Below are 22,382 nucleotides of genomic sequence, written 5' to 3'. Positions count from 1 at the left end.
GTAGACTTCCCGAATGCAGAGCGTTCCTCCCGTCCTTCGCCCAGAGCACCCGACGCCCCGGTCCCTGACGGAGTTCGCAGAGCACTTCGGCCTCGAGGTCGACGGTTCGCTCGACGGGCTGCAGACCACCGGCATCACGCTCGCGACGGCCGATCTGCGCCCGGGTGAGATCTTCGTCGGCATCCACGGGGTGCGCGCACACGGCGCGTCCTTCGCGCCCGACGCGGTCGACAAGGGCGCGGTCGCGATCGTGACGGATTCCGACGGCCTGCGCCTCGTGCGCGAGGCGGGTCTCTCCGTCCCGGTGCTGGTGACCGACGACCCGCGCGGCCATCTCGCCGACTACTCGGCGTGGGTCTACGGCACCGCCGACCCGGCGCTCAAGATCCTCGGCGTCACGGGCACCAACGGCAAGACCTCGGTCGTGCACCTGCAGGACGCGCTGCTGACGCAGCTCGGCGTGGTCTCCGGCATGTCATCGTCGGCGCAGCGGCACATCGCGGGGGAATCCATCACCGCCCGTCTCACCACGCCCGAATCGAGCGAGCTGCACGCCCTGCTCGCGCTCATGGTCGAGCGCGGCGTCGAGGCGTTCGCGCTCGAGGTGAGCGTGCAGGGCATCGTGCGGCACCGCGTCGACGGCTTCAGGTTCGACGTCGCCGGGTTCACGAACCTGCAGTACGACCACATGGACGACTTCGCGGACATGGACGAGTACCTGCAGGGGAAGCTGCCCATGTTCCGCGCGGACCGCGCCAAGCGCGCGGTGGTCTCGCTCGACACGCCGGCCGGCGCCGTCGTCGCCGACACCGCCCGGGGCGACGGCGTGCCCGTCGTGACCATCGTCGCGCCGCAGATCGCCGAGGACCAGGCGCTCGCCGCCACCGCCGACTGGATCGTCGAGGCGGGCGAGAGCACCGCAGACGTGCACACGGCGTTCACGCTGCGCTCGGCCGACGGTTCGCACGTCGTGACCAGCGTCACGCCCGTCATCGGCGCGCACATGGTCGCGAACACCGGCATCGCGATCGTGATGCTGCTCGAGGCGGGCTACGCGTGGGGCGACATCGTCGCCGCCCTCGATCGCGACGGCGGCATCCAGACCGTGCTGCCCGGTCGCACCGAGGTCGTCACGACCGGCCGCGGCCCGATCGTCTACCTCGACTTCGGCCACACGCCCGACGGCTTCGAGCGCACGACCAAGGAGGTGCGCAAGGTGACGAAGGGCCGCCTCATCACGATGATCGGCGCCGACGGCTCGCGCGACACCACGAAGCGCCCCGCCATGGGCGCGGCCGCGGCGCTCAACAGCGACGCGACGATCGTCACCGACCACCACCCCCGGTGGGAGGACGCCGCGGTGATCCGCGCCGGGCTGCTCAAGGGGGCGCGCGAGGCGCGACCAGATGGAGACATCCGCGAGATCTTCCCGCCCGAGGAGGCGATCAAGGTCGCCGTCGGCATGCTGGGGGAGGACGACGCCCTGCTCTGGTTCGGTCCGGGCCACCAGACCCACCGCGAGATCCAGGGCGTGCGGCATCCGTACGATCCGCGCGGCATGGCGACCGCGGCGCTCATCGAGTCGGGCTGGGGCCTGCCTACCGAGTAGCGGGCTGCTGCTGGGTGATGCAGTGGATGCCGCCGCCGCGCGCGAACAGTGGCCTGGCGTCGAGCGACACCACGCGGCGGCCCGGGTAGGCGTCCGCGAGGATGCCCGCCGCCCGGTCGTCGGCCTCCGCATCGCCGAAGGCGCAGGCGATCACTCCGCCGTTGACCACCACGTGGTTGACGTAGTTGTAGTCGACGGGGCCCTCATCATCGGTCAGCACGCTCGGCGCGGGCAGCTCGACGATCTCGAAGCGCCGGCCTGAGGCATCCGTCTGCTCCTCCAGGAATTCTTTGAGCTCCCGCATCACGAGGTGATCGGGATGCCGAGAATCGGGCTGCGCGTGCAGCAGCAGAGTGCCCGGGCTCGGGATGGTCGCGACCATGTCGACGTGGCCGCGGGTGCCGAACTCCTCGTAGTCGCGGGTGAGCCCGCGCGGCAGCCAGATCACCTTGCGCGCCCCGAGCGTGCGCGCCAGCTCGGCTTCGACGCGGGCCTTGGTGGCATACGGATTCCTGCCCTTATCGAGCTGCACCGTCTCGGTCACCAGCACCGTGCCCTGCCCGTCGCCATGGATCGCGCCGCCCTCGTTGACGAGCAACGACGTCATGACCGGGGTGCCGGCCGTCGCGGCGACGGTCTGGGCGATGAGCGAGTCCTTGCCCCAGGTCGCCCAGGCGGGCGCGCCCCAGCCGTTGAACACCCAGTCGACGGCGTTCAGGCCGCCCGAGTCGGCGCGCACCCAGGTCGGGCCCATGTCGCGCATCCAGGCGTCGTCGAGCGGCGCGACGACGGTCTCGATGTCGTCGCGCAGATACGTGCTCGCGACCTCGACCTGGCTCGGGTCGACGACGACCGTCACCGGTTCGAAGTCGGCCGCGGCTGCGGCGACGTCGGCCCACATCCGCCGGGCTTCGTGCGCATCGGCATCCGTCTCGCCGAGCGTGTAGCCGCCCGTCGGGAAGGCGAGCCACAGGCGTTCGTGCGGCTCGGTCTCGGCCGGCCAGCTCACGGTTCCGGAGGAGTTCATGCGAGACCGGCATACGTGTCGGGGCGGCGCGTGGTGAAGAACGGGAACAGCTCGAGCCACTCGCCGCGGCTGGTGAGGTCGAGGTCGGCGACGAGCACGACGGATTCGTCGCGCGGCGCCTCGACGAGCACGCGGCCGTAGGGGTCGGAGATGAAGCTCGTGCCATAGAACGTCAGGGTGCCCTCGTCGCCCCAGCGGTTCGGAACGACCATGTAGAGGCCGCTCGTGATGCCGTTCGCGACGATCACCTTCTGCCACAGCGGGGCGGTGTCGAAGTCGGGGAAGTCGGGCTCTGAGCCGATCGCGGTCGGGTAGGCGAGGATGTCGGCGCCGGCGAGCCCGTAGCTGCGGCTGACCTCGGGGAACCACTCGTCCCAGCAGGTCGGCAGGCCGAGCTTCGCGCCGCCGAGCTGGGCGATCTCGTACACGGGGTAGGGGTTCTGGGCAGGCCCCGGCCGGAAGTAGGTGTCCTCGTAGTAGCCCGCGGTCACGGGGATGTGCGTCTTGCGCGTGCGGCCGATCAGCTCGCCTTCCGGGCTCACGACGATCGCGGTGTTGTAGCCGCGGGGGTCGTCGGGGTCGTCATCGTCCGCGGGACGCTCGTAGAGGCTCGCGTGCACCACGATGCCGTGCTTCGTCGCCTGCTCGGCCGCGAAGGCGAAGGTCGGCCCCGTCTCGAGCGGCTCAGCCGTCTCCTTCACGTTCCCCTCCGCGCGCACGTCGGCCGGGTACTTCGAGAGCGTCAGCTCGGGCAGGAAGACCGCTTGCGCGCCCGCTGCGGCGGCGAGCGCGATGCCCTCCTCGAACTGGGCTCGGAGCTCTGCGGCGTCGGGCAGCCAGTGGTGCTGCACGAGCGCGACCCGCGCGGTGCGCCGCGGGCTGTCGTCGGTCTTGAGATAGGGCGCTTGAGGTTCGGCGGTGATGACGCGCATGCGCCGATTGTGTCAGAGCACCCGTGTCGCGCGCGTTTCCGCGGCCCGTCAATGGTGGTAAGCGTCGCGGCGGTGGGTGATCGAGACGATTTCGATGATGAGGCGTTCGTCGATGATGTGGTAAAGGATGCGGTACTCGCCTCGGCGAGCCGAGTACAGAGGCGCCAGCGGCTCACGTAACGGCTTGCCGAGCCGGCGGGGATTCTCGCGAAGGGCGCCCATGATGAACTCGAACGCTGCGGCGGCGATCTTCTCGGGCAGGTCCTGTTCGAGTGCGCGGCGAGCGGCATGGGTGAAAACGACCTCGTAAGGTGCGCTCACGCCGGGAGCCTGCCACGGGCGGCCATCGCGGCGCGCACCTCGTCGGCAGTGGACACCTGCCCGAGCGCGAGGTCGGCGAGGCCTTCGCGAATCGCTTCGATCTCGTCCGGATGGCTCAGGATGTCGACGGTCTCCACCAGGGAGTCGTAGTCATCGGCGCTGAGGAGCACCGCTGCCCTGGAGCCGTTGCGGGTGACCTCGAACCGCTCGTGCGTGGTCACCGCCGACTCGATGAGCTTCGAGAGATTCGCGCGGGCATCCGCCACCGAAAGCGTCGTCATGTACAGAATTCTAGCGTTCGTCGCGATCAGTTCGGCGTCGTCTCACCAGTGGACAAAGTTCTGGATGTACAGCCTTCAATGTCAGTGGTCCCTGCTTGACTGGAATCATGAACCACCCCACCGACATCGGCGCGTCAGACGGTGCTGCGAGTGCCGCTGAGCGAGCCCGCGAGCGGCTGCTCGACGAGGCGCGCCAGCTGCAGACCGCGCAAGCGCGCGCCGAGGCGGGGCTCATCGACGTCGTCGTGCGAGCGGTCGCCAACGCGGTCGCGCACCCTGAGATCGAGTTGGCGCCGGCCGATCCGAGGGCGACGGATGCCGACTATGCGGCCCGCTCCGCTGTGCTCGGCCTCTCGCTCGAGCTCGGGCTCAGCCAGGACCAGGTGCACACGATGCTCGACGAGGGGCGCACGCTGCGGAACCTGCTGCCCGCCACGTGGTCGGCATTCGGCGAGGGAACGATCACCGGCCAGAAGGCGCGCGTCATCCTCATACACTTCCGCCGCCTGCCCGTCGACGAAGAGATCCAGCTGTTCTTCGACGACACGATGGCGACGGCGGCCCAGACGGTGAACGTGAAGCAGCTGCGCCGCAAGGCCGCGCGGCTCGCCGACCGTTTGACCGAGAGGCCGATCGAGGTGGTGCACGCCGAGGCGGCGAAGGCGCGGCGCGTCTGGGTCGATGTCGAAGAGGGCACGGGTATGGCGTACTTCACGGCGTACCTGCACGCCGACGAGGCCCTGATGGCGAAGAAGCGCATCACCGCGATCGCGGCGACGCTCGACGACTCGCACCTCCCCAAGGCGGAGCGGCGCAGCGCCGACCAGAAGCGCGCCGACGTGGCGGCGGACATCCTGATCGGGAAGGGCGAGCCGAGCGAGGTGCGGCCGGTCGTGAGCCTCTACGTTCCGCTGCTGAACCTCGCGGGCTGTCCCGACGAGGTGCGTCCGGCGAGCATCGACGGCATTGTTCCCATCCCCGAGAAGCGCGCGCGCGAGCTCGTTGGCCGCTCACCGTCGCTCACGCGCATCTTCACCGACCCGGTTGATGGCGCCGTGCTCGGCGTCGGCCGGAAGAAGTACGTGCCGAGCGCCGATCTGAAGCGCTTCGTGATCGCCCGCGACGAGATCTGCGCAACCCCCGGGTGCGTGCGCGCCGGGAACGACTGCGATCTCGACCATCGTGTCGACTTCGCCAAGGGCGGCGAGACCAACGCCGACAATCTCACGCCCCGCTGTCCGAAGGACCACACCATCAAGCACGTCACCCGCTGGCAGGTCTCGACCCGCGAGACCTCGGCAGGCATCACCGAGGTCTGGACCTCGCCGGGTGGCCGCCGCTACTGGGATCGCAGCCTCGACCCGCCGCCGCGGCCGAAGCGCGCTCACGTGGAGTACCCCGACGAGGTGCCGTTCTGAAGTTCGTGGTCGGTGCCGGGCTCTGCCGGTCGTCGGTACCGACCTGGGGTCATGCCAACCAGGGGCGTGAACTGCTCGATGAACTGACTCGTGTTCGCCCAGCCGCAAGCGGCCGCCGCCTCGGTGACGGTGGCGCCATTCGCGAGCAGCACCAGCGCCCGGTGCACGCGCAATTGGAGCCGCCATTGCCGGTAGCCCATCCCGGTCTCGTCCTGGAAGAGCCGGGTGAGCGTGCGCGTGCCGACGTGTGTGCGGGCGGCGAGCTGCTCCAGCGACACGGGGGTGGCGAGATCGTGCTCGACCAGTCGGGCGGCTGCGCGCAGGCGCGAGTCGTGCGGCTCCGGTAGGTGCAGAGGCTGCTCAGGCGCCGTGGATGCCTCATCGACGACCACCTGCCGCAGATGCGCGAGCGCCTCAGGGCTGCGACCGCTGCCCGAGGTGATCGCCAGCGCCGCCTCACGCGCGAGGGGTGAGGCGACGAGAACCGCCGGCGCCGCAGGCAGCTCGGCGGCCAGGTCGTCATCGAGGTAGATGATGCGCATGTCGGTGAGGCCGTGTGCGCGATGGCGGTGCGGGAACCCGGCAGGCACCCACGCGAAGCGATTGGCGGGCGCGATCCACGCGCCGGTCTCCGTCAGCAGCGACAGCACTCCGGTCGCGGCGTGCACGAGGTGCCCGCGCGAGTGCTGGTGCAGGGGAGAGGTCTCGGCATGAGCGAATCGGAACGCGCCCTCTGTCCATTGCTCATCGTCCGCGGCGTCGAGATTATGGCGTGAAACCGGCATCATGAAGCAGTTTATGTATTTCTTGCATATCGGGCTCGCTGCTGTAATCGAATCATGACTCAGACCGACGTTCCGATCGACGCAGCTTCCAGCCCGATTCCTCGCGGTCGGCCCGGCCGTGGCGCCGCGCTGCTCAGCGCCTACGTCGGCATCGGGCTCCTGCTGATCGCGCTCAATCTGCGTATCGGCGTCGCCTCTGTCAGCCCGGTGCTGTCCTCCATCAGACGGGGCCTCGGGGTCTCCGCGTCGACGGCCAGCCTGCTGACGACGATCCCGGTGTTCGCCTTCGGCGCGTTCGCCTTCCTCACGCCCGTTCTCATCAGCCGACTCGGGCTCCACCGCCTGCTCGGGCTCACCATGGCCGCCGCAGCGGCCGGCATCGGCATCCGGATGATCGACTCGCCCGTCGCGCTCTTCGCCGGCACCGTGCTCGTCGGGGCGGCGATCGCGGTCGGAAACGTGTGCATGCCGACAGCGATCAAGCGGGACTTCGCCCACCGTGCCGGACTGATGATGGGCCTCTACACGACCGCGCTGTTCGTCGGCGGCGCGCTCGCCGCCGCATTCACCGTGCCGCTCGAGGCCGGCTTCCACGGGTCGTGGCGAGACGCGCTGGGGTTCTGGGCCGTGCCGGCGGTCATCGCGTTCCTCGTCTGGGTTCCCCGCATGCTCCGGAGCCCCGGGCGTGTTCCGAACACCCACCGCGTGCTCGACGGCACCGCTGAACTCCGTGATGAGCCGAGCCTGAGGCGACTGCTGCGGGACCGTGTCGCGTGGGCCGTCACCGGATTCATGGGGCTGCAGAGCCTGACGTACTACGGCGGCCTGACCTGGATCCCGACGATGCTGCAGGACGCCGGCACCTCGGCGCACACCGCCGGCGTGCTGCTGTCTTACTCCAGCCTCCCGGGCGTGGTCGCGGCCCTCGCCGTGCCCGCGATGCACCGAGCCCGTCCCACCTGGCTCATCGTCGCCGTCTCCACACTTCTGTGCATCGCCGGGTTCGCCGGCATGCTCGTCTCGTCGACCGGCGAACTGCCCTGGCTCTGGATGACACTCCTCGGTCTCGGGCAGGGGGCGGCGATCGCCCTCGCCCTCGGATACATCGTCCAGCGCGCTCCCGACGCGCAGCACACCGGTCACCTGTCGACCATGGCCCAGGGCATCGGCTACCTCTTCGCCGGGTTCGGGCCGCTCGGGCTCGGCGTCCTCCACACGGCGACCGACGGCTGGGGCATCCCGATCGCCGCTCTCGTCGTCCTGCTGCTCGCGCAGTTCGTCACCGGCGCCGGTGCGAGCCGCGAGCGCCACGTCCTCAGGCCGTAGCCGTAGCGGTAGCCGCCGCCGTCTACCGACCGCGCTCGATCGAGAAGCCCGGCACCTCGCCGAGCGCGTCGGTGAGCTTCGCCCGCACGCGCGCCTCGATGTCTGCCCGTGACGCACCGCCGTGCGCCAGCTCACCTGCCGAGCTGATCGCGTCGTCGAGCGCGCTGACCACGGTGTGACGAACGGATGCCGCAGGCGACTCCGCGTCGCGGATCACCCGGTCGAGCGTCGCGGTGGCCTGGTCGAGCTTGCGCTGAGCGGGCATCGCGGGGTCCGTTACGATTCCGACCAGCTTGTTCACCAGCTCGCGAGACAGGTGCGCGACTCCGCGGGATGAGGCCATGCCCCCAGTCTTTCAAGAGAAGACCATCGTCATCACCGGGGCGAACGGCGGCATCGGGGCGGCGGCGGTGCGGATGCTGCGCGAACAGGGACATCGGGTGGTGACGGTCGATCGGCCGGGCAGCGGCAGCGACTTCACGGCCGATTTCGCACTGCTCGACGACATCCGAGCCCTCGCCGCTGCGCTCACGACCGAGCTGCCCCGCATCGACGTGCTCGCCAACAACGCGGGCGGCATGTTCGACCCCCGCGCCCGCACCGCGGACGGGCACAGCCTCACCCTGCAGGTCGACTACCTGGCGCCGTTCCTGCTGACGACCCTGCTGCTCCCCAGGCTCGAGGAGAGCGCGGCCACGATCGCGCAGACCGCGAGCACGGCGGCCCGGTACTTCGGGCGACTCGACCCCGACCGGCTGGACAGCCCCGATGCGGCATCCGCTCGCTCGCCCTTCACGGCCTACGGAGAAGCGAAACTCGCGCTCATCCTGTTTACCCGCGAGCTGCACCGCCGCCACCCGCGAACCAATCCCGTCGCCTTCCACCCCGGCGTCGTCGCCTCCGATTTCGGGCAGCAGAGCGGTAGCTGGATCCGGCACGTGTACGGCACGTGGCTCGCCCGCGCGACCATGCGCAGCCCGGCGCACGGCGGCGGCGAGCTGGCCTGGTTCGCGGCCGGCGAGCCAGGGCGCGACTGGATGCCGGGGGAGTACTGCGAGCGGCGCAGGGTCACCCGCCCCCGCGACGCCGAGCTTGCCGCCGCCCTCTGGGACCGGACTACCGAGCTTCTGGCTTAGCGGCGGCGTGGGTCCTGTCGCTCGCGTACTCGGTGTACATGTACGGGTTGTCGAGCACCTTCGACGTCGGGATCTCGGGGTTCATCCCCGCGTTCCACACCTCGGTGCCGAGCGTCGATTCGAGATACGACACGGTCTCGGTCACGAGCCGCTTCGCGCGCAGCACGTCGACGCCGACGAGGTGGTGATCGAGCTTCACGAGCTGCCCGTCGACGAGCACGGTGTGCACGTCGCCGCGCCCCGCCTGCAGCGCGACGTGGCCGTAGGGGTTCACAATCGGGAACATCGTCGGGTCGTCGCTCTTGATCAGCACCACATCGGCCTTCTTCCCGGCCTCGAGCGAGCCGACGACGTGGTCGAGTCCGAGGGCCTTCGCCCCACCGCGGGTCGCCATGTCGACGACCTGCTCGGCGCGCAGCGCATGATGCGTGACCGTCTGCCCCGCGGCGTGCGCGATCATGTGCTCGTGCGCGCGGTCGGCGCCGAGCGTCGCCCGCATCGCCGAGAACAAGTCGGAGGAGAACCACACGCTCGTGTCCACCGACAGCGACATCGGGATGCCGAAGGCGCGTAGCGCCCACGACGGCGGGAAGCCCTGCCCGCAGCTCTCCTCGCTCTCGGTGGACAGCGACACCGAGCCGCCCGTGGCGGCGATGCGCTGGTACGAGTCGTCGGTGAGCGTGGCGGCGTGGACATAGACGGTGCCCGGCGCCATGAATCCGTTGTCGTACATGAGACGGATGCCGTCGTCGTTGGTCGCGCCCCACACGCCCGCGTGCGTGGTGACGGTCAGGCCGAGCTCGCGCGCGACCTCGAAGGCGGTCCGCTCGGGGAACGCCGGGTCGCCGGTGACGTCGAAGGCGAGCTGGAAGCCGAGCCGGTCGCCACCGGTGTTGTGGTCGCGGATGAACCTCTGCACGTCCTCGCGCACCGACCACTCCCACGGGCCGGCGAAGATGTCGCCGTAGGCGAACACCCAGCGGCCTGTCGTCTCGGTGAGGGCTGAGAGCGCGGCCTCGGCGTGGTCGACCGTGCGCAGTCCGTGTGACCAGTCGACCGAGGTCGTCACCCCGGCGTCGATCGCGTCGATCGCCGAGACGAGGTTGCCGGCGTAGTGGTCCTCCGGCCGGAACTTCATGCCGTGCTCGAGGTAGTACCAGACGAAGTACTGCGTCAGCGTCCAGTCGGCGCCGTAGCCGCGCATCGCGGTCTGCCACATGTGCCGGTGGGTGTCGATCATGCCCGGCATGACGATGCCGTCGCTCGCATCGATCTCGAAGGTGCCCTCTGGCACGGCGAGCTGCGGGCCGACCTCGGCGATGCGGTCGCCGATCACGAGCACATCGCCGCGGCGCAGCACGGTGTGGCGGTCGTCCATGGTCAGCACGGTGCCGCCGCGGAACACGATCGGCCGGCCGGGGGCGGGGGTGGGGGTGTCAGACATCGTTGTCTCCGTTCAGATCTCGACGCTCGGGTAGGGCTTGCCGATCCAGTGGGCCAGGTTCGCCGCCATCTCGCGCTGGAACGACAGCGGGCCGAGCCGTCCCGCGTACTCCTCGTCGTAGAGCGCGATCATGATGGTGAGGTTCAGGAAGAAGTGCGCGCCCATCTCGAACAGGGCGACGTAGTCGTGGTCCACGAGGGCGGCGCGCTCGGCGGCGGTCAGCTCGAGCCACGAGGTGCGCTCGACCGTGTGCGCGATGCCGAGCAGGGTGCCCTGGCCGGTCTCCCACTCGGCGACGAGGGATGCCGCATCCGTTCGATATCGCTCGAGCAGGGCGGGGTCGCGATCAATCTCGTAGAGGAACTTGTCGACGAAGTAGACGCTCATGCCGCGCTCCGGGGGTCTCCGTTGGGGTACCAGGTGACGTACATCTCGCGGGTGTGGAAGAGGTCGAGCTGGTCGACGTAGGACGCCGCCATCGGGCCGGCTACCCCGAGCATGAGCACGAGGTCGAGGAATCCGGGCGTCGCGTTGCCCGACTGCGAGAGCTTCTCGAAGGTGACGTCCTCGAGCACCGCGTCGACATCGCCGCGGGCGAGCCAATCGATCGCCTTGAGGTCCCACTCGGGGTCGGGCCCGTGCTCGCCGAACTGCCGAGGGCCGCCGAGCTCGAGCGACAGATGACCCGTGCCGATCGCCGCGACGCGCACGTCGCGCGGGTACTCGTCGATGATCGAGCGGATCGCCCGGCCGAGCTCATAGAAGCGCCGGGCGCTCGGCAGCGGCGGCGCGAAGATGTTCGTGTAGATCGGCACGACGGGCAGATCGGCCTGCGGCCGGGTCGTGATGATCGGGCAGATGATCGAGTGGTCGAGCTTCAGCTCGTGGCTGATCGAGAAGTCGAAGCCCCGGTCGAGCAGCCCCTGGAACATGTAGCCCGAGAGGTCCTCGTCGCCCGCGAGCATGTACTTCGGGATCGAGAACTCGCGCTCCTCGTTGTAGTACGTCGCGTCGTACACCGGCTGCTTCCCGATGAGGAACGTCGGGTAGTTGTCGAGGAAGAACTGGTGGAAGTGGTCGCTGCCCACCATGACGAGCAGCTCGGGCTGCGCGGCGGTGAGCGTCTCGCGGTAGGCCTCGACCTTTGCCTTCCATTCGGCGGCCTGGGGCATGCGCTGCTCAGGCGGCGTCAGCTCGGTCGCCTTCAGATAGAACGGGTGGTGCGTCGAGGCGAGCACGGCGCTCAGGGTTGCCATTCAGTTCTCCGGTGGGGTGTAGCGGGCGTGGCGGTCGACTTCCTCGTAGACCGCGGGCGCGATGGGGTTCTCGAGCTCTTCCGCGAGCTGGCCGATGAGGCCGGCGGTGCGGGCGAGCAGGGCGAAGCCGCGCAGCATCGGCAGCGGCAGGCCTGCGTCGGCGAGGGCGGCGCCCGCGACGCCGGCGCCGTTGAGCGGCAGCGCCCGGCCGAGGACCTCGGGGGCGACGCGGCCGAGAGCCGCGAACAGCTTCAGGTGGGGGCCGAGCACCCCCTCCTCTTCGGCGATCGCGAAGATCACCGGGGTGCGCGGGTCGCCCTCTTTGTGATTCGGATGCCCGAGGCCGGGGACGATCCTGCGCGCGGCGCGTGCCGAGGCCAATGCGGAGCGTGCGGCTTCGTTCCAGTCGTCCTCGGTGTAGGCATCCGTATCTCCCAGCTCGGCGAGCACGTCGTGCAGATACCTGCCCGTGTCCTCGGTGACGCCGAGGAAGCGCGAGCCGCCGCCGAGCAGCCCCGCGGCGATGGCGCCCTGCAGCGCGTCGGGGGCGCTGTACAGCGTCAGCCGCGCCGCGATCGCCGTGGGTGTGAAGCCGTGGTCGGCGAGCGAGACGAGCACGGCCTCGAAGACGCGCAGCTGCCCGGGCGTCGGGCGGCGCTTGGTCGCGAGCCAGTACGCGAGCTCGGCGAAGCCGACGTCGCGCATCAGTTCGGGAAGCTCGTGGCCGAGCACCTGGATGGTGTGCAGATCGCTCGTGCCGATTCCGGTCGGGTAGTCGTTCATGACCGCAGCCACTCCTTGATCTCGTCGCTGTCCTGCCCCAGCGCGGGCGGCGGGGTGACATAGGCGGGCGCCGTGCGCGAGAAGGTGATCGGGTTGCGGATCATGGGCACGGATGCCGCCCCATCGCCCACCCGCACCACGGGCTCGAGCCCCAGGCGCTCGGCCAGCGCGACGCCCTTGTCGATGGTGTTCACCGGCCCGCAGGCGATGCCCGCCGCAGTGAGCAGCTCGAACCACTCGGCGACCGTGTGCTCGGTCAGAGCCTCGACGAGCAGCGGCCGCAGCTCGCCGCGGTTGACGTTGCGCTTCTCGGGTTCGGCGAAGCGCGGGTCGTCCGCGAGCTCCGGGCGGCCGAGGGCGGCGGCGAGGCGACGGAACTGCGCGTTGTTCGCGGCGACGACGATGATCTCGCCGTCGGCGGCGGGCAGCGGCTCGTAGGGGAACAGGCTCGGGTGCGCGTTTCCCATACGGAACGGCACCTGGCCGCCCGCGACGTAGGTCGAGCTGTGATTCGCCATCGCGGCGAGCGCGGTGGAGAGCAGATTGACCTCGACGTGCTGGCCCTCGCCCGTGCGGTCGCGGTGGCGCAGGGCGGCGAGCGTGCCGACCAGGGCGTTCATGCCGCTCATCACGTCGAACACCGAGACGCCGCTGCGGTACGCGGGTCCGTCGGGGGAGCCGGTGAGCGACATCAGCCCGCTCATGGCCTGCACGATGAGGTCGTAGCCCGGCAGGCCGGCGCCGGCGGCCGAGCCGAAGCCCGAGATCGAGGTGTAGACGACGGCGGGATTCGCGGCGGCGACGCTGTCGTAGTCGAGCCCGAACTTGACGAGGCCGCCCGGCTTGAAGTTCTCGAAGACGACGTCGGCGCGGCGGGTGAGCTCGCGCGCCAGCTCGAGGTCGGCCGCGTCGCGGAAGTCGAGGACGACGTCGCGCTTGTTGCGGTTCACGCCGAGGTAGTAGGTCGAGACGCCGTCGCGCTCGGGCGGGGCCCAGCCGCGCGTCTCGTCGCCGACCGGAGCTTCCACCTTGATGACGGTCGCGCCGAGGTCGCCCAGCTGCTGCGTGGCGTACGGGCCGGCGAGCACGCGCGACAGGTCCGCCACGAGGATTCCCTCGAGGGGCCCGCTCGCTTCCGGCATCCCGGCCTCCGGCATCCTTGCCTCCTATTTCGGACAAGTGTCCGCTGATCGGTGATTCGCAATCTAAGCTGTCGGCAAGCCGTCGTCAACAGTTCGCCGACAGGGAGGTGCAGTGCCGGGTCCCGACTACATCGAGGCGCTCGCGCGCGGCCTCGACGTGCTGCGCGCTTTCGGGCCGGCCTATCGCACGATGTCGCTGAGCGACGTCGCCGCGGCGACGGGGCTCGCCCGCCCGACCGCGCGGCGCATCCTGCTGACGCTGACCGAACTCGGATACGTGCGGGGCAGCACCGCCGAGTACGAGCTCACCCCCCGCGTGCTCGAGCTCGGCATGTCGTACATCTCGTCGAGCGACATCTGGACGGTCACGCGGCCGCGCCTCGCGGAACTGGCTGCCGCGACGGGGGAGTCCTGCTCGATCGCGCAGCTCGACGGCTCCGATATCGTCTACGTCTCGCGCGTCGCCATGCCGAAGCTCGTGACGCTGTCCGTGACGATCGGCACGCGCTTCCCCGCCCTGCCGACCTCGCTCGGCAAGGTCCTGCTCGCGGCCCTGCCGCCCGACGGGCTCGACGCGGCGCTCGCGACGCCGTCGCGCTCGGGCATCACGCCGTCGTGGCAGCCGGGCCGGGCCGAGATCGACGCGACCCTGCGCGAGGTGCGCGCGGCCGGCTGGGCGCTCACGGACCAGCAGCTGGCGCCCGCGATCCGCTCGGTCGCCGCGCCGATCCGGAACGGCGACGGCACGGTCGTCGCCGCGGTCAACGTCAACGCTCACGCGGCCGAGACGAGCCTCGAGACCCTCACGGAAACCATGCTGCCCCAATTGCTGCGGGTCGCCGGCGACCTCAGCGCCGACTGGGCGCTGTGGGACGCGCGGCCCGTGGCGGAAGCCCACTGAGGAAGGAATCCGTATGCCCACTCTTCTCGTCATCGTCGCCAGCGTGCGCCCGACCCGCGTCGGGGGAGCGGTCGCCGCGTGGGTGCTCGAGCACGCCCGCGCGCGCTCCGGCTGGGACGTGAAGGTCGCCGATCTGCGCGAGCTCGCGCTTCCGGTGATGGACGAGCCGAACCACCCGAGGCTGCGCGAGTACCAGTTCGAGCACACGAAGCGGTGGAGCGCGATCGTCGAGGATGCCGACGGATTCCTGTTCGTCAGCCCCGAGTACAACCACAGCATCCCCGGCGCCCTCAAGAACGCCATCGACTACTTGCTGCTCGAGTGGTCAGGCAAGCCCTTCGGGCTCGCCACCTACGGCGGGGTGAGCGCCGGCACCCGCTCGGCCGTCGCGCTGCAGGCCGTGTTCATGGGGCTCGCGATGCGCGGCACGCGCGCGAACGTCGAGATCCCGTGGGTCGCACAGCGCATCGATGGGAACGGTGCCTTCACCTCCGACGAGCGGCTCGACGCGGTGCTCGAGGCTCAGCTCGACGAGCTGTCCCACCAGCTCAGCGCCCGAGACGCGTAGAACGTCAGCCATTTCGATGGCTCGCCCGCGTCGACGTCGACCTCGAACCAGACCCGGCCGGGGTGACGGCGCGCCTGCAGCCAGGTGCCGTCCGGCTGGCGCTGGGCGCGGACCGACTCGACCGCCTCGGCGAGACGTGGATCGGGCGCCGCACCGTCGTGCAGCGCCGCCGCACGGAAGTAGTCGAGGGCGTTGAGCGTCGAGTAGACATGGCGGAACGGGTAGGCGAGCCGCGTCACCCACGGGCCGATGAGCTCGCCCGTCGAGAGCCGGTGCATCAGCCGTCGCTCGAGCAGGTACTCCTCGCCGCCGTGCCGCGCCGCGGTCACGGCCTCGGTGCCGCGGCCCGCCTCCTCGAAAGCGAGCAGCGCGCGCAGCGAGTTGAGCGTGGAGGCCACCGAGGAACGCATCGAGCCGTCGACCCACTCGCAGTTCCACCCGCCGTCGGGCAGGCGGTGCTCGACGAACCAGTCGGCCAGGTGGTCGACGTCGGCTCCGAGCCAGAGGCCGTTCATGAGGGTCCACGCATTGATGCAGCAGTCGACTTCGCCGTGCCAATACGGCGACCCGTCATATTCCCAGCGACTGTTCCGGGCGAGCTTCGCCGCGGTGTCGCCGAGGGCATCGGCCGGCACACCCCACTCCCGCAGCATGTTCAGCGGCCAGGTGGTCGCCGTGTACGGCTGCCCTGCGCCCGGCTGCGCTTCCGGCCCGTCGAAGTCGAAGTCGGCGGGGAAGAACGCACCGCCCGCCCACTGCCCGTCGTCGTCCTGCAGCGCGAGCAGACGGGCGCCGAAGCCCTCGCGTGGCACGCGTGCTCGGGTCGCCTGCCACACCTCGACCGGTTCGCCGGCCAGGTCGCGCTCGACCTGCCAGCGCAACGCCGGATCTGAATCGAGGAGCCAGTCGGTGACCATCGACTCCACTATGCGGCGAAAGCGTCGGCGGCGCACCTCTCAGCCATCCCCTTGCTGGGGGATGCCCCCGTCATGGGAATCTCCCATAGCATCCGCTCGTGTCCGCTCCTCGCCGTCGCGTGCTGCTCGCCGCCGCGCTCGTCGCCATCGCGTGCGCGCTCACGGCCGGCATGCTCGCGTGGCCGGGGCACACGGCGCAGGCAGAAGGGCCGCTGAGTTTCACCCTGCCGCCGCAGCACGGCCGTGCGATCGTGCCGGACGCTCGCGATCTGGCCGAATCGGCCCCCGGGCGGGCACCGTTGCTCGTCTTCCTCCCCGCGACGAGAGCCGTTCCGCAGGACTACACGCGCTTCCTCGACACCGCGCACTCCGCCGGGTTCAGCGTGCTCGGGCTCTCGTACCCGAACCTCGGGCGGTCGCTCGCGAAGAGCTGCGGGCCTGACATGGCCTGCTACGGCGACATGCTCGCGAACCGCTTCGACGGCACCCGGCCGACCCGCTTCAGCGAGGTGGCCGCGGGTGACGGCATTCTCGCCCGGCTGCGCGATGCGCTCAGCTACTTGACCACCCACGAACCGGCGGGGGACTGGCAGCGGTACCGCGACGGCAACGGCGTGCGCTGGAAGCGGGTGGTGCTCGCCGGGCACTCGCAGGGCGGCGGCGAGGCCGCCTACATCGCCCACCTGCATGCCGTGCGCGGAGTGCTGATGTTCTCGGCGCCCGCAGAGGGGCTCGATGGCCGCATCGCGGACTGGCTCTCCATGTCGAGTGCAACACCCGCATCGCGGTTCTGGGGACTCGACGACCGGCAGGACATGTACGCGGCGCGCATCGCGGCGACCTGGCACGCACTCGGCATCGGCACGGGCGCGCCTGCGCCCTTGCCGACCGGCGCGCACGGGCTGATCACCACGCTGCCGCTCGGCGATGGCGGCCAGTCGCATTCGCGCATCGTCAGCGATCGGACGCCGCTCGACACCCATGGGCGACCGATGCTCGAGCCCGTCTGGCGATGGATGCTCAGTCAGGTGCGAAGGTAGGCCACTCGCGACCGGCGCCCCGGTTGACGGCGATGATGGCCACGACCGCGAGCATGGCCGCCGTGACGGCGACGACGACCCAGCGGGTGACGTCGTCGACCTCGAGCCAGTTCGAGGCGTCCGGCACGACGATCACCGCGAAGGCGATCGCGGTCAGCAGCGACACCGCGATCCAGGTTCGGCGTGCATGCCGCCACAACTCGCCGCCGAGCAATGCGGGCAGCGGCAGCAGGTCCGTGAGCAGGCCGAACACCCCGCCCACGGCGATCACCACGAGGGCGTCGTGCCACATCAGCGTGGTCCAATCGCCGCGGCCCGGGACAAGCGAGGCCGCGGCCCACGCCGAGATCGAAACCCCCAGCGCGAGCCAGGCACGCAGCGCCTCGACCCTGATCGCTCCGCTGGCCGCGCCGGGCTCACGGGCGCGCAGCAGGATCGCTGATGGCTCGAGAAGGCCGGGGACGAAGTGGAGCACGCGGGAGATCAGGAGGCCGAGCAGCCCGATGACGATGCCCCAGACCGAGGCGTAGCTGCTCATGCGGATGCCCCATGCCGCGCGGCCGATGGCGGCTGCGGCGACCCGCGTCAGCAGGTTGGTGACAAGCGAGGCGATGAAGACGGATGCCAGCAGGCGCACGGCGACCGCTGTTCCGTTCTCGGCCGGCTCGATGAACCACATGATGATCGCTCCGAGCACGATGCTCATCGTGAGCGGAACCGGGTTCGATCCGTCGAGGAGGCCCACGACGGCGCGGGCGCGCCTGGCGAGCGTCGGATGCCTGCGCGCAAGGCTCGCCGACCAGTCAAGGTATCGGTGTCGGAGCGCCTCGCCGAGGGTGCGCACGACGAAGACCAACAGCAGGATCCAGACGATGCCGGCGGCCGTGTCGAGGGCGAGCCGTTCCGGATGGCGTGCGAGGTCGTGGGCGAGGGCGCCAGCGTCCGGCAGGGCGGCGGTGACGGCGCTGGGGAGCGCCCAGTCGGAACCTTGGGATCGTGGCGAGGGCCCCGAATCTGGCGCGGCGCCGGACCCGATCGCAACGGGCGCTGTCGTCGGTGTCGGTGTCGGTGTCGGTGCCGGTGAGGGTGTGGCCGTCGGCGCCACGGTAGGCGCCTCCATGGGCGTAGGCGCGGCCGTAGGAACGGGTTTCGGGATGGGAGGGGGGCCCGGCGCCGACGTCCGGGTTGGGGTGGGGGCCGGTGTCGGTGTCGGTGTCGGCGTTGATGTCGGCGTCGGGTCTGGGGTCGGTGGAATCAGACTCCACCGCGCGTACAGGGTGCGGTCGGCGAGCAGGGGCGCTGTGAAATCGAAGCGCGCCGTCGCGGCGCCGTCGGCGAACCAGCCGCCGAAGGTGTCGCCGTCGAGCGTCGGGTCTGCAGGTACGGTGGGCGCGGCGCCCTGCGGCACCGTCTGCTCCGCGACGGCGCTGCCGCCGGCGCTGTCGAAGCTGAGCACGGCGGAGAAGGCGACGTTGAAGCTTCCGCCGCCGGAGCTGGCGCTGAAGTGGGCGGGCCCGGTTGCCACCGTGATCTCTGCACCGGCTGCGGTCGCCCCACTGCCGCCGTTCGCTGGCACGGTGCCGAGAGGAGTGCCGGCGAGCTCCAGTGTGCCGCCGCCGTTCGCGTAGTTCGCGCTCGACCAGCCGCCGCCGATGCCGGCCGCGGTCTGGCCGCCGACCGCGGTGACCTGACCGCCGGTGATCGTGACGCTGCCGCCGGGGTAGTTCGCGCCGCCGATGCCTGCCGCCTGCGGGCCGCCGTATGCCTCGACGGTGCCTCCCGCGATGATGACGGCTCCGGGGCCGGGGGTCGCGCCCGGCGCTCCGATGCCTGCGCCGCCGTTGCCCGCGGTTCCGCCGTGGACGATCAGCGTGCCGCTGCGATCAGGGCTGCTGTCCTCGATGGTGAGCGAAGTGCCGACGCCGAGCACCTGGATGCCCGCCGAGCTGCCGCCGGCCTGCACGCTGAGCGCATGCCCGGCGAGGTCCAGGGTGACAGCGGACCCCGCGGGCACCGCGAGTCCCTCGTTCGCGTCGCCGACGATGTCCTGCTCGAGGGTGATGACCGCGCCGCTCGTTGCGGCCGCGAATTGCGCCTGCAGCGCATCCCAGGCGGCATCCGCGGAAGCGCGAGGGGTGCCGTGCAGCGCCGGCGCGAGAACAAGCGCCAGCGCGAGCGCGCCGGCGGCTGTTGCCCTCGAATAAATCATCACCTGATGAAATATAGGTCTCCGACGATGGCATGGGAACGTTGCAGAAGGCCCCAGCTCGGGGGGAGGGTCACTCGCCGAACAGGTAGCGTTCGATCGTCGGAGCGACCAGCTCGACGAGATCGTCGACCGATGCCGAGGCCAGCGGCTCGATCTCAAAGACGTAGCGGGCGACGAACAGCCCGAGCAATTGGGTCGAGACGAGCCCCGCCCGCAGCGCCGGGTCCGGCCCGGCCGCGATTGCGGCGAAGCGAGCGTTGACCTCGCCGTCGACGAAGATCTGCGAGAGATGCGCCATCTCCGTAGTGCCCACGGCCGCGCGCACGAGCGCCGTCATCTGCTCGCGTGGGGCGGGCTGCTCATAGAGCGTGAGCGCGTAGCGCAGATATCCGCGGGCGAGGGACTCACGGGGGCCGTCGAGCACGGCGAGGAACGCGGAATCGACAACGCCCGACGCGCTCAGGACCGCGTGGAAGAGCGCAGGCTTGTCTTCGAAGTAGTGATGAACCAGAGCGGGATCGACGGAGGCCCGCCGCGCGATCGCCCGCAGCGAGGTGCCGTCGTAGCCGTTCTCGGCGAACTCCTCGCCCGCCGCCCGCAGGATCGCCTCGCGGGCATCCGTTTGCGCTCCGGCACGCGGACGCCCGCGGCGGCGTGCGGGCTCAGGCATGCGCACCACGATACGGGCTCGGGTTCTTTACAGTGGGGACATGCTCCACGCCATTCCACGGGAACCCGGTTCCCCGACGTCGCAGAGGTCGAGCCTGACCGAGCGCGCCGACATCGTGCTGCGCGGCGGCCTCTACGCTCTGCGCAACACCGACCTCACGCCGTACGAATCCATGGTGAACGACCTGCTCGCCGTGCGCGCCGTGCTCGCGGCATCCGAAATCCCCTATCTGCTCGTGCGCGACGAGACCGGCCGGCTCGTGCTCGCCGTCGATCGTGCCGCGCGCAAGCGGCTCGTGGCCGCGCTCGCCGAGGCGTTCCGAGACGAGCCGTTCTACGCCAGGACGATGCGCGTCGACGGCACCACCGCGCGCAAGGACGACAGCCGGCCGCTGCTGCTTGCTGACGGAGTGCTCTCGGAGCGCCGCAAGGCGACCGTGTTCCGGCTGTACCGGCCCCGCATCGAGCCGGTCGGGCAACTGCGATACGGGCATCGGGATGCGTTCCAGCTCGAGCTGTGGCGGTTCGGCGACGAGGAGATCGAGGCGCCGCTGCCGAACCTGCTGACCCGCACCCGCATCAAGCGCTCGGAGGCCGTCGCCGACGAGGTCGAGCTGCTCGGCACCACCTGGCCGACCCTGCAGGGCATGTTCGAGCCGGCGGTCACCGACATCGACTTCCCGATCGACCTGGTGTTCTCGTGGGTCGACGGCTCCTCGGCCGAGTTTCAGCGGGCGCGCGCTGCGCGCATGGCCAACTACGTCGTCGGCGAGGGCGACGACTCCGAGGCGCGCTTCCGCCAGATCGACGAGCTCAAGTACGCGCTGCGCAGCGTGCACCTGTTCGCCCCGTGGATCCGCCGCATCTTCATCGCGACCGACTCGTCTGCGCCGGCCTGGCTCGCGGAGCACCCCAAAGTGACGATCGTGCGCAGCGAGGAGTTCTTCGCCGACCCCGAGGTGCTTCCCACGCACAACTCGCACGCCGTCGAAGCGCAGCTGCACCGCATCCCCGGCCTGGCGGAGCACTTCCTATATTCCAACGACGACATGTTCTTCGGGCGCCCGGTGCAGCCGTCGCTGTTCTTCTCACCGGGCGGAGTGTCGAAGTTCGTCGAGGCGACGACCCGCATCGGCCTCGGCGACAACGACCCGGCGCGCAGCGGCCACGACAACGCCGCGCGGGTCAACCGCCGGCTGCTGCGCGAGCGCTTCGGCCGCACGACGACGCGGCACCTCGAGCACTGCGCCGCCCCACTGCGTGTCAGCGTCATGAACGAGCTCGAGTCCGAGTTCCCCGAGGACTTCCGCCGCACCGCCGCAAGCCGCTTCCGCAGCGCGAGCGACATCTCCGTCACCAACTCGCTCTATCACTACTACGCGCTCATCACGGGGCACGCCGTCGAGCAGAAGCAGGCGAAGGTCACCTACGTCGAGACGACGCTGCGCCGCTCGCTGAACCAGCTCGATCGGCTGCTGCGCCGTCGCGACCAGGACATGTTCTGCCTCAACGACGGAAGCAATCCCGAGCTCTCCGTCGAGGAGCGCACGGCAGCCGTGACGGAGTTCCTCGAGCGCTACTTCCCGATTCCGGCGCCCTGGGAGCGGCCGGCGGCTAGCTCTCGAGAACCGGCTCCTCCTGCGGAAGCAGCAGCGGCTCCTCCGGCGTGACCCACGCGTTGACGCGCTCGGGGATACGGATGCCGGCGTCGGCGAGCTGCGCCGCGGCCGCCTCGGGGCTCACATAGTCGAGCGCCTCGTACTGGCCGAGCGGCACGACCGAGTGCAGCACGGTCTCGGGGTAGACGTGCACGAGGTTGAACGCCTGGGCGCCGTCGCGGGCGCGCGTGCCCCGGCTCTCGTCGTGCATCGGAACGTTGAGATCCTGCGTGTAGCAGGTGGCGGACGCAACCGACACGGGGATGCCGGCGAACATGCCGCTCGAGGAATAGTGCAGGTGCCCCGCGAGGATTGCGCGGACGTCGGTACCCTCGACGACCTCTGCGAGCGCGGCCTGGTCGCGCAGCTCGACGGTCACCGCGAGGTCGAGCACCGCGGGAACCGGCGGGTGGTGCATGGCGAGGATCGTGCCGTGCGGCGCGGGCACCGACAGCTCCTCCGCGAGCCAGTCGAGCTGCGCCGGCGTCACGACGCCCCAGTGCTCGCCGGGAACGCTCGTGTCGAGGGTGATGACGCGCAGCCCGTTGACGTCGTAGACGCGATCGACGGGCCGTGGCGTCGGCACCTCGCCGAAGAGGTGCTCGCGGAAGGTGCGGCGGTCGTCGTGGTTGCCCATCGCCCAGATCACCTGGGCGCCCAGGCGGGCGGCGGCGGGCTCGACGATCGAGCGCAGCAGCTCGTAGGCATCCGCCTCGCCCTTGTCTGCAAGGTCGCCCGTGAACACGATCGCCTCGGGGCGCCCGCGGCTCGCCTCAAGCTCGGCGAACAGCTCGGCGAGGGCGGCAGCACTGTCGACCCGGTCGTAGAGCTTGCCGGGGGTGCCGTCGCGGCGGGCGAGCAGGTGCGTGTCGGAGAGGTGGAGGAGGAAGTGGTCCGGCCGCGGATATTCCGCTGTGCGGAGGCTCATACCTTTATTCGACCAGCTCTCCACGAACGTTT

At 70.4% G+C, this 22,382-nt stretch carries 23 protein-coding genes; 8 read left to right on the top strand and 15 right to left on the bottom strand.

Annotation, left to right across the window (positions count from 1 at the left end):
* Positions 1 to 13: 13 nt before the first annotated feature.
* Complete coding sequence (locus ABD708_RS15875; RefSeq protein WP_344756209.1) at positions 14 to 1,609, top strand: Mur ligase family protein; 1,596 nt, start codon at positions 14 to 16, stop codon at positions 1,607 to 1,609.
* Here ABD708_RS15875 and ABD708_RS15870 read toward each other — a convergent pair.
* Genes ABD708_RS15870 through ABD708_RS15855 form a run of 4 tightly spaced genes read right to left on the bottom strand, consistent with a single transcriptional unit; the run spans position 1,599 to position 4,170 of the window.
* Positions 1,599 to 2,636, bottom strand: a complete 1,038-nt coding sequence (locus ABD708_RS15870) for an agmatine deiminase family protein (protein WP_344756207.1) — start codon at positions 2,634 to 2,636, stop codon at positions 1,599 to 1,601. The genes ABD708_RS15875 and ABD708_RS15870 overlap by 11 nt on opposite strands.
* Complete coding sequence (locus tag ABD708_RS15865; RefSeq protein ID WP_344756205.1) at positions 2,633 to 3,568, bottom strand: nitrilase-related carbon-nitrogen hydrolase; 936 nt, start codon at positions 3,566 to 3,568, stop codon at positions 2,633 to 2,635. Before ABD708_RS15865 ends, ABD708_RS15870 begins: the two co-directional genes overlap by 4 nt.
* A gap of 48 nt (positions 3,569 to 3,616) precedes the next feature.
* Complete coding sequence (locus ABD708_RS15860) at positions 3,617 to 3,889, bottom strand: type II toxin-antitoxin system RelE family toxin (protein WP_344756203.1); 273 nt, start codon at positions 3,887 to 3,889, stop codon at positions 3,617 to 3,619.
* On the bottom strand, positions 3,886 to 4,170 hold the full coding sequence (locus ABD708_RS15855) for a type II toxin-antitoxin system Phd/YefM family antitoxin (protein ID WP_344756201.1): 285 nt from the start codon (positions 4,168 to 4,170) through the stop codon (positions 3,886 to 3,888). The genes ABD708_RS15860 and ABD708_RS15855 overlap by 4 nt, the downstream gene beginning before the upstream one ends.
* A 107-nt stretch (positions 4,171 to 4,277) precedes the next feature.
* On the opposite strand from ABD708_RS15855, the gene ABD708_RS15850 reads away from it, so the two are divergent.
* The gene (locus ABD708_RS15850; protein WP_344756199.1) at positions 4,278 to 5,588 is read left to right on the top strand and encodes an HNH endonuclease signature motif containing protein; all 1,311 of its coding nucleotides are present in this window, start codon (positions 4,278 to 4,280) and stop codon (positions 5,586 to 5,588) included.
* Here the strand turns inward: ABD708_RS15850 and ABD708_RS15845 are convergent.
* Positions 5,555 to 6,373, bottom strand: a complete 819-nt coding sequence (locus ABD708_RS15845; RefSeq protein ID WP_344756197.1) for an AraC family transcriptional regulator — start codon at positions 6,371 to 6,373, stop codon at positions 5,555 to 5,557. The genes ABD708_RS15850 and ABD708_RS15845 overlap by 34 nt on opposite strands.
* A gap of 54 nt (positions 6,374 to 6,427) precedes the next feature.
* On the opposite strand from ABD708_RS15845, the gene ABD708_RS15840 reads away from it, so the two are divergent.
* The gene (locus ABD708_RS15840) at positions 6,428 to 7,699 is read left to right on the top strand and encodes a CynX/NimT family MFS transporter (RefSeq protein WP_344756195.1); all 1,272 of its coding nucleotides are present in this window, start codon (positions 6,428 to 6,430) and stop codon (positions 7,697 to 7,699) included.
* 22 nt (positions 7,700 to 7,721) lie between these two features.
* On the opposite strand, the gene ABD708_RS15835 is transcribed toward ABD708_RS15840, so the two are convergent.
* Positions 7,722 to 8,042 carry a hypothetical protein gene (locus ABD708_RS15835; protein ID WP_344756193.1) on the bottom strand — a complete coding sequence of 107 codons (321 nt, stop codon included), beginning with the start codon at positions 8,040 to 8,042 and terminating at the stop codon, positions 7,722 to 7,724.
* Here ABD708_RS15835 and ABD708_RS15830 point away from each other — a divergent pair.
* Positions 8,041 to 8,835 carry an SDR family NAD(P)-dependent oxidoreductase gene (locus ABD708_RS15830; RefSeq protein WP_344756191.1) on the top strand — a complete coding sequence of 265 codons (795 nt, stop codon included), beginning with the start codon at positions 8,041 to 8,043 and terminating at the stop codon, positions 8,833 to 8,835. The two genes, ABD708_RS15835 and ABD708_RS15830, sit on opposite strands and share 2 nt — an antisense overlap.
* Here ABD708_RS15830 and ABD708_RS15825 read toward each other — a convergent pair.
* Genes ABD708_RS15825 through ABD708_RS15805 form a run of 5 tightly spaced genes read right to left on the bottom strand, consistent with a single transcriptional unit; the run spans position 8,816 to position 13,475 of the window.
* A complete protein-coding gene (locus ABD708_RS15825; RefSeq protein WP_344756189.1) occupies positions 8,816 to 10,279 on the bottom strand; it encodes an amidohydrolase family protein in 1,464 nt (487 codons plus the stop codon). The genes ABD708_RS15830 and ABD708_RS15825 overlap by 20 nt on opposite strands.
* A 12-nt stretch (positions 10,280 to 10,291) precedes the next feature.
* On the bottom strand, positions 10,292 to 10,666 hold the full coding sequence (locus ABD708_RS15820; RefSeq protein WP_344756187.1) for a hypothetical protein: 375 nt from the start codon (positions 10,664 to 10,666) through the stop codon (positions 10,292 to 10,294).
* Positions 10,663 to 11,535, bottom strand: coding sequence for a DODA-type extradiol aromatic ring-opening family dioxygenase (locus ABD708_RS15815; protein ID WP_344756185.1), 873 nt, complete (start codon positions 11,533 to 11,535; stop codon positions 10,663 to 10,665). The genes ABD708_RS15820 and ABD708_RS15815 overlap by 4 nt, the downstream gene beginning before the upstream one ends.
* Positions 11,536 to 12,318: a citryl-CoA lyase gene (locus ABD708_RS15810; RefSeq protein WP_344756183.1), complete on the bottom strand. Its 783-nt coding sequence runs from the start codon at positions 12,316 to 12,318 to the stop codon at positions 11,536 to 11,538. It lies immediately after the preceding gene.
* Positions 12,315 to 13,475 carry a CaiB/BaiF CoA transferase family protein gene (locus ABD708_RS15805; RefSeq protein WP_344756181.1) on the bottom strand — a complete coding sequence of 387 codons (1,161 nt, stop codon included), beginning with the start codon at positions 13,473 to 13,475 and terminating at the stop codon, positions 12,315 to 12,317. The genes ABD708_RS15810 and ABD708_RS15805 overlap by 4 nt, the downstream gene beginning before the upstream one ends.
* 97 nt (positions 13,476 to 13,572) lie before the next feature.
* On the opposite strand from ABD708_RS15805, the gene ABD708_RS15800 reads away from it, so the two are divergent.
* Positions 13,573 to 14,361, top strand: a complete 789-nt coding sequence (locus ABD708_RS15800) for an IclR family transcriptional regulator domain-containing protein (RefSeq protein ID WP_344756179.1) — start codon at positions 13,573 to 13,575, stop codon at positions 14,359 to 14,361.
* 13 nt (positions 14,362 to 14,374) lie between these two features.
* Positions 14,375 to 14,929, top strand: coding sequence for an NADPH-dependent FMN reductase (locus ABD708_RS15795; protein WP_344756177.1), 555 nt, complete (start codon positions 14,375 to 14,377; stop codon positions 14,927 to 14,929).
* Here the strand turns inward: ABD708_RS15795 and ABD708_RS15790 are convergent.
* The gene (locus ABD708_RS15790; protein WP_344756175.1) at positions 14,884 to 15,846 is read right to left on the bottom strand and encodes a prenyltransferase/squalene oxidase repeat-containing protein; all 963 of its coding nucleotides are present in this window, start codon (positions 15,844 to 15,846) and stop codon (positions 14,884 to 14,886) included. The genes ABD708_RS15795 and ABD708_RS15790 overlap by 46 nt on opposite strands.
* Positions 15,847 to 15,944: 98 nt before the next feature.
* Here ABD708_RS15790 and ABD708_RS15785 point away from each other — a divergent pair, with 98 nt between their 5' ends.
* Entirely contained in the window at positions 15,945 to 16,886 is a 942-nt protein-coding gene (locus ABD708_RS15785) for a BPSS1187 family protein (protein WP_344756173.1), read from the top strand.
* On the opposite strand, the gene ABD708_RS15780 is transcribed toward ABD708_RS15785, so the two are convergent.
* On the bottom strand, positions 16,867 to 19,095 hold the full coding sequence (locus tag ABD708_RS15780; RefSeq protein WP_344756720.1) for an InlB B-repeat-containing protein: 2,229 nt from the start codon (positions 19,093 to 19,095) through the stop codon (positions 16,867 to 16,869). The genes ABD708_RS15785 and ABD708_RS15780 overlap by 20 nt on opposite strands.
* A 70-nt stretch (positions 19,096 to 19,165) precedes the next feature.
* Positions 19,166 to 19,765 carry a TetR/AcrR family transcriptional regulator gene (locus tag ABD708_RS15775; RefSeq protein WP_344756170.1) on the bottom strand — a complete coding sequence of 200 codons (600 nt, stop codon included), beginning with the start codon at positions 19,763 to 19,765 and terminating at the stop codon, positions 19,166 to 19,168.
* A 40-nt stretch (positions 19,766 to 19,805) separates the two neighbouring features.
* Between ABD708_RS15775 and ABD708_RS15770 the strand changes: the two genes are divergently transcribed.
* Complete coding sequence (locus tag ABD708_RS15770) at positions 19,806 to 21,434, top strand: stealth family protein (RefSeq protein ID WP_344756168.1); 1,629 nt, start codon at positions 19,806 to 19,808, stop codon at positions 21,432 to 21,434.
* Here the strand turns inward: ABD708_RS15770 and ABD708_RS15765 are convergent.
* Complete coding sequence (locus ABD708_RS15765; RefSeq protein ID WP_344756166.1) at positions 21,379 to 22,350, bottom strand: metallophosphoesterase; 972 nt, start codon at positions 22,348 to 22,350, stop codon at positions 21,379 to 21,381. The genes ABD708_RS15770 and ABD708_RS15765 overlap by 56 nt on opposite strands.
* Between the last annotated feature and the right edge of the window lie 32 nt (positions 22,351 to 22,382).

The organism is Gryllotalpicola koreensis (assembly GCF_039538185.1).
Taxonomy (GTDB): domain Bacteria; phylum Actinomycetota; class Actinomycetes; order Actinomycetales; family Microbacteriaceae; genus Gryllotalpicola; species Gryllotalpicola koreensis.
This window is presented reverse-complemented; position numbering and strand designations above follow the sequence as displayed.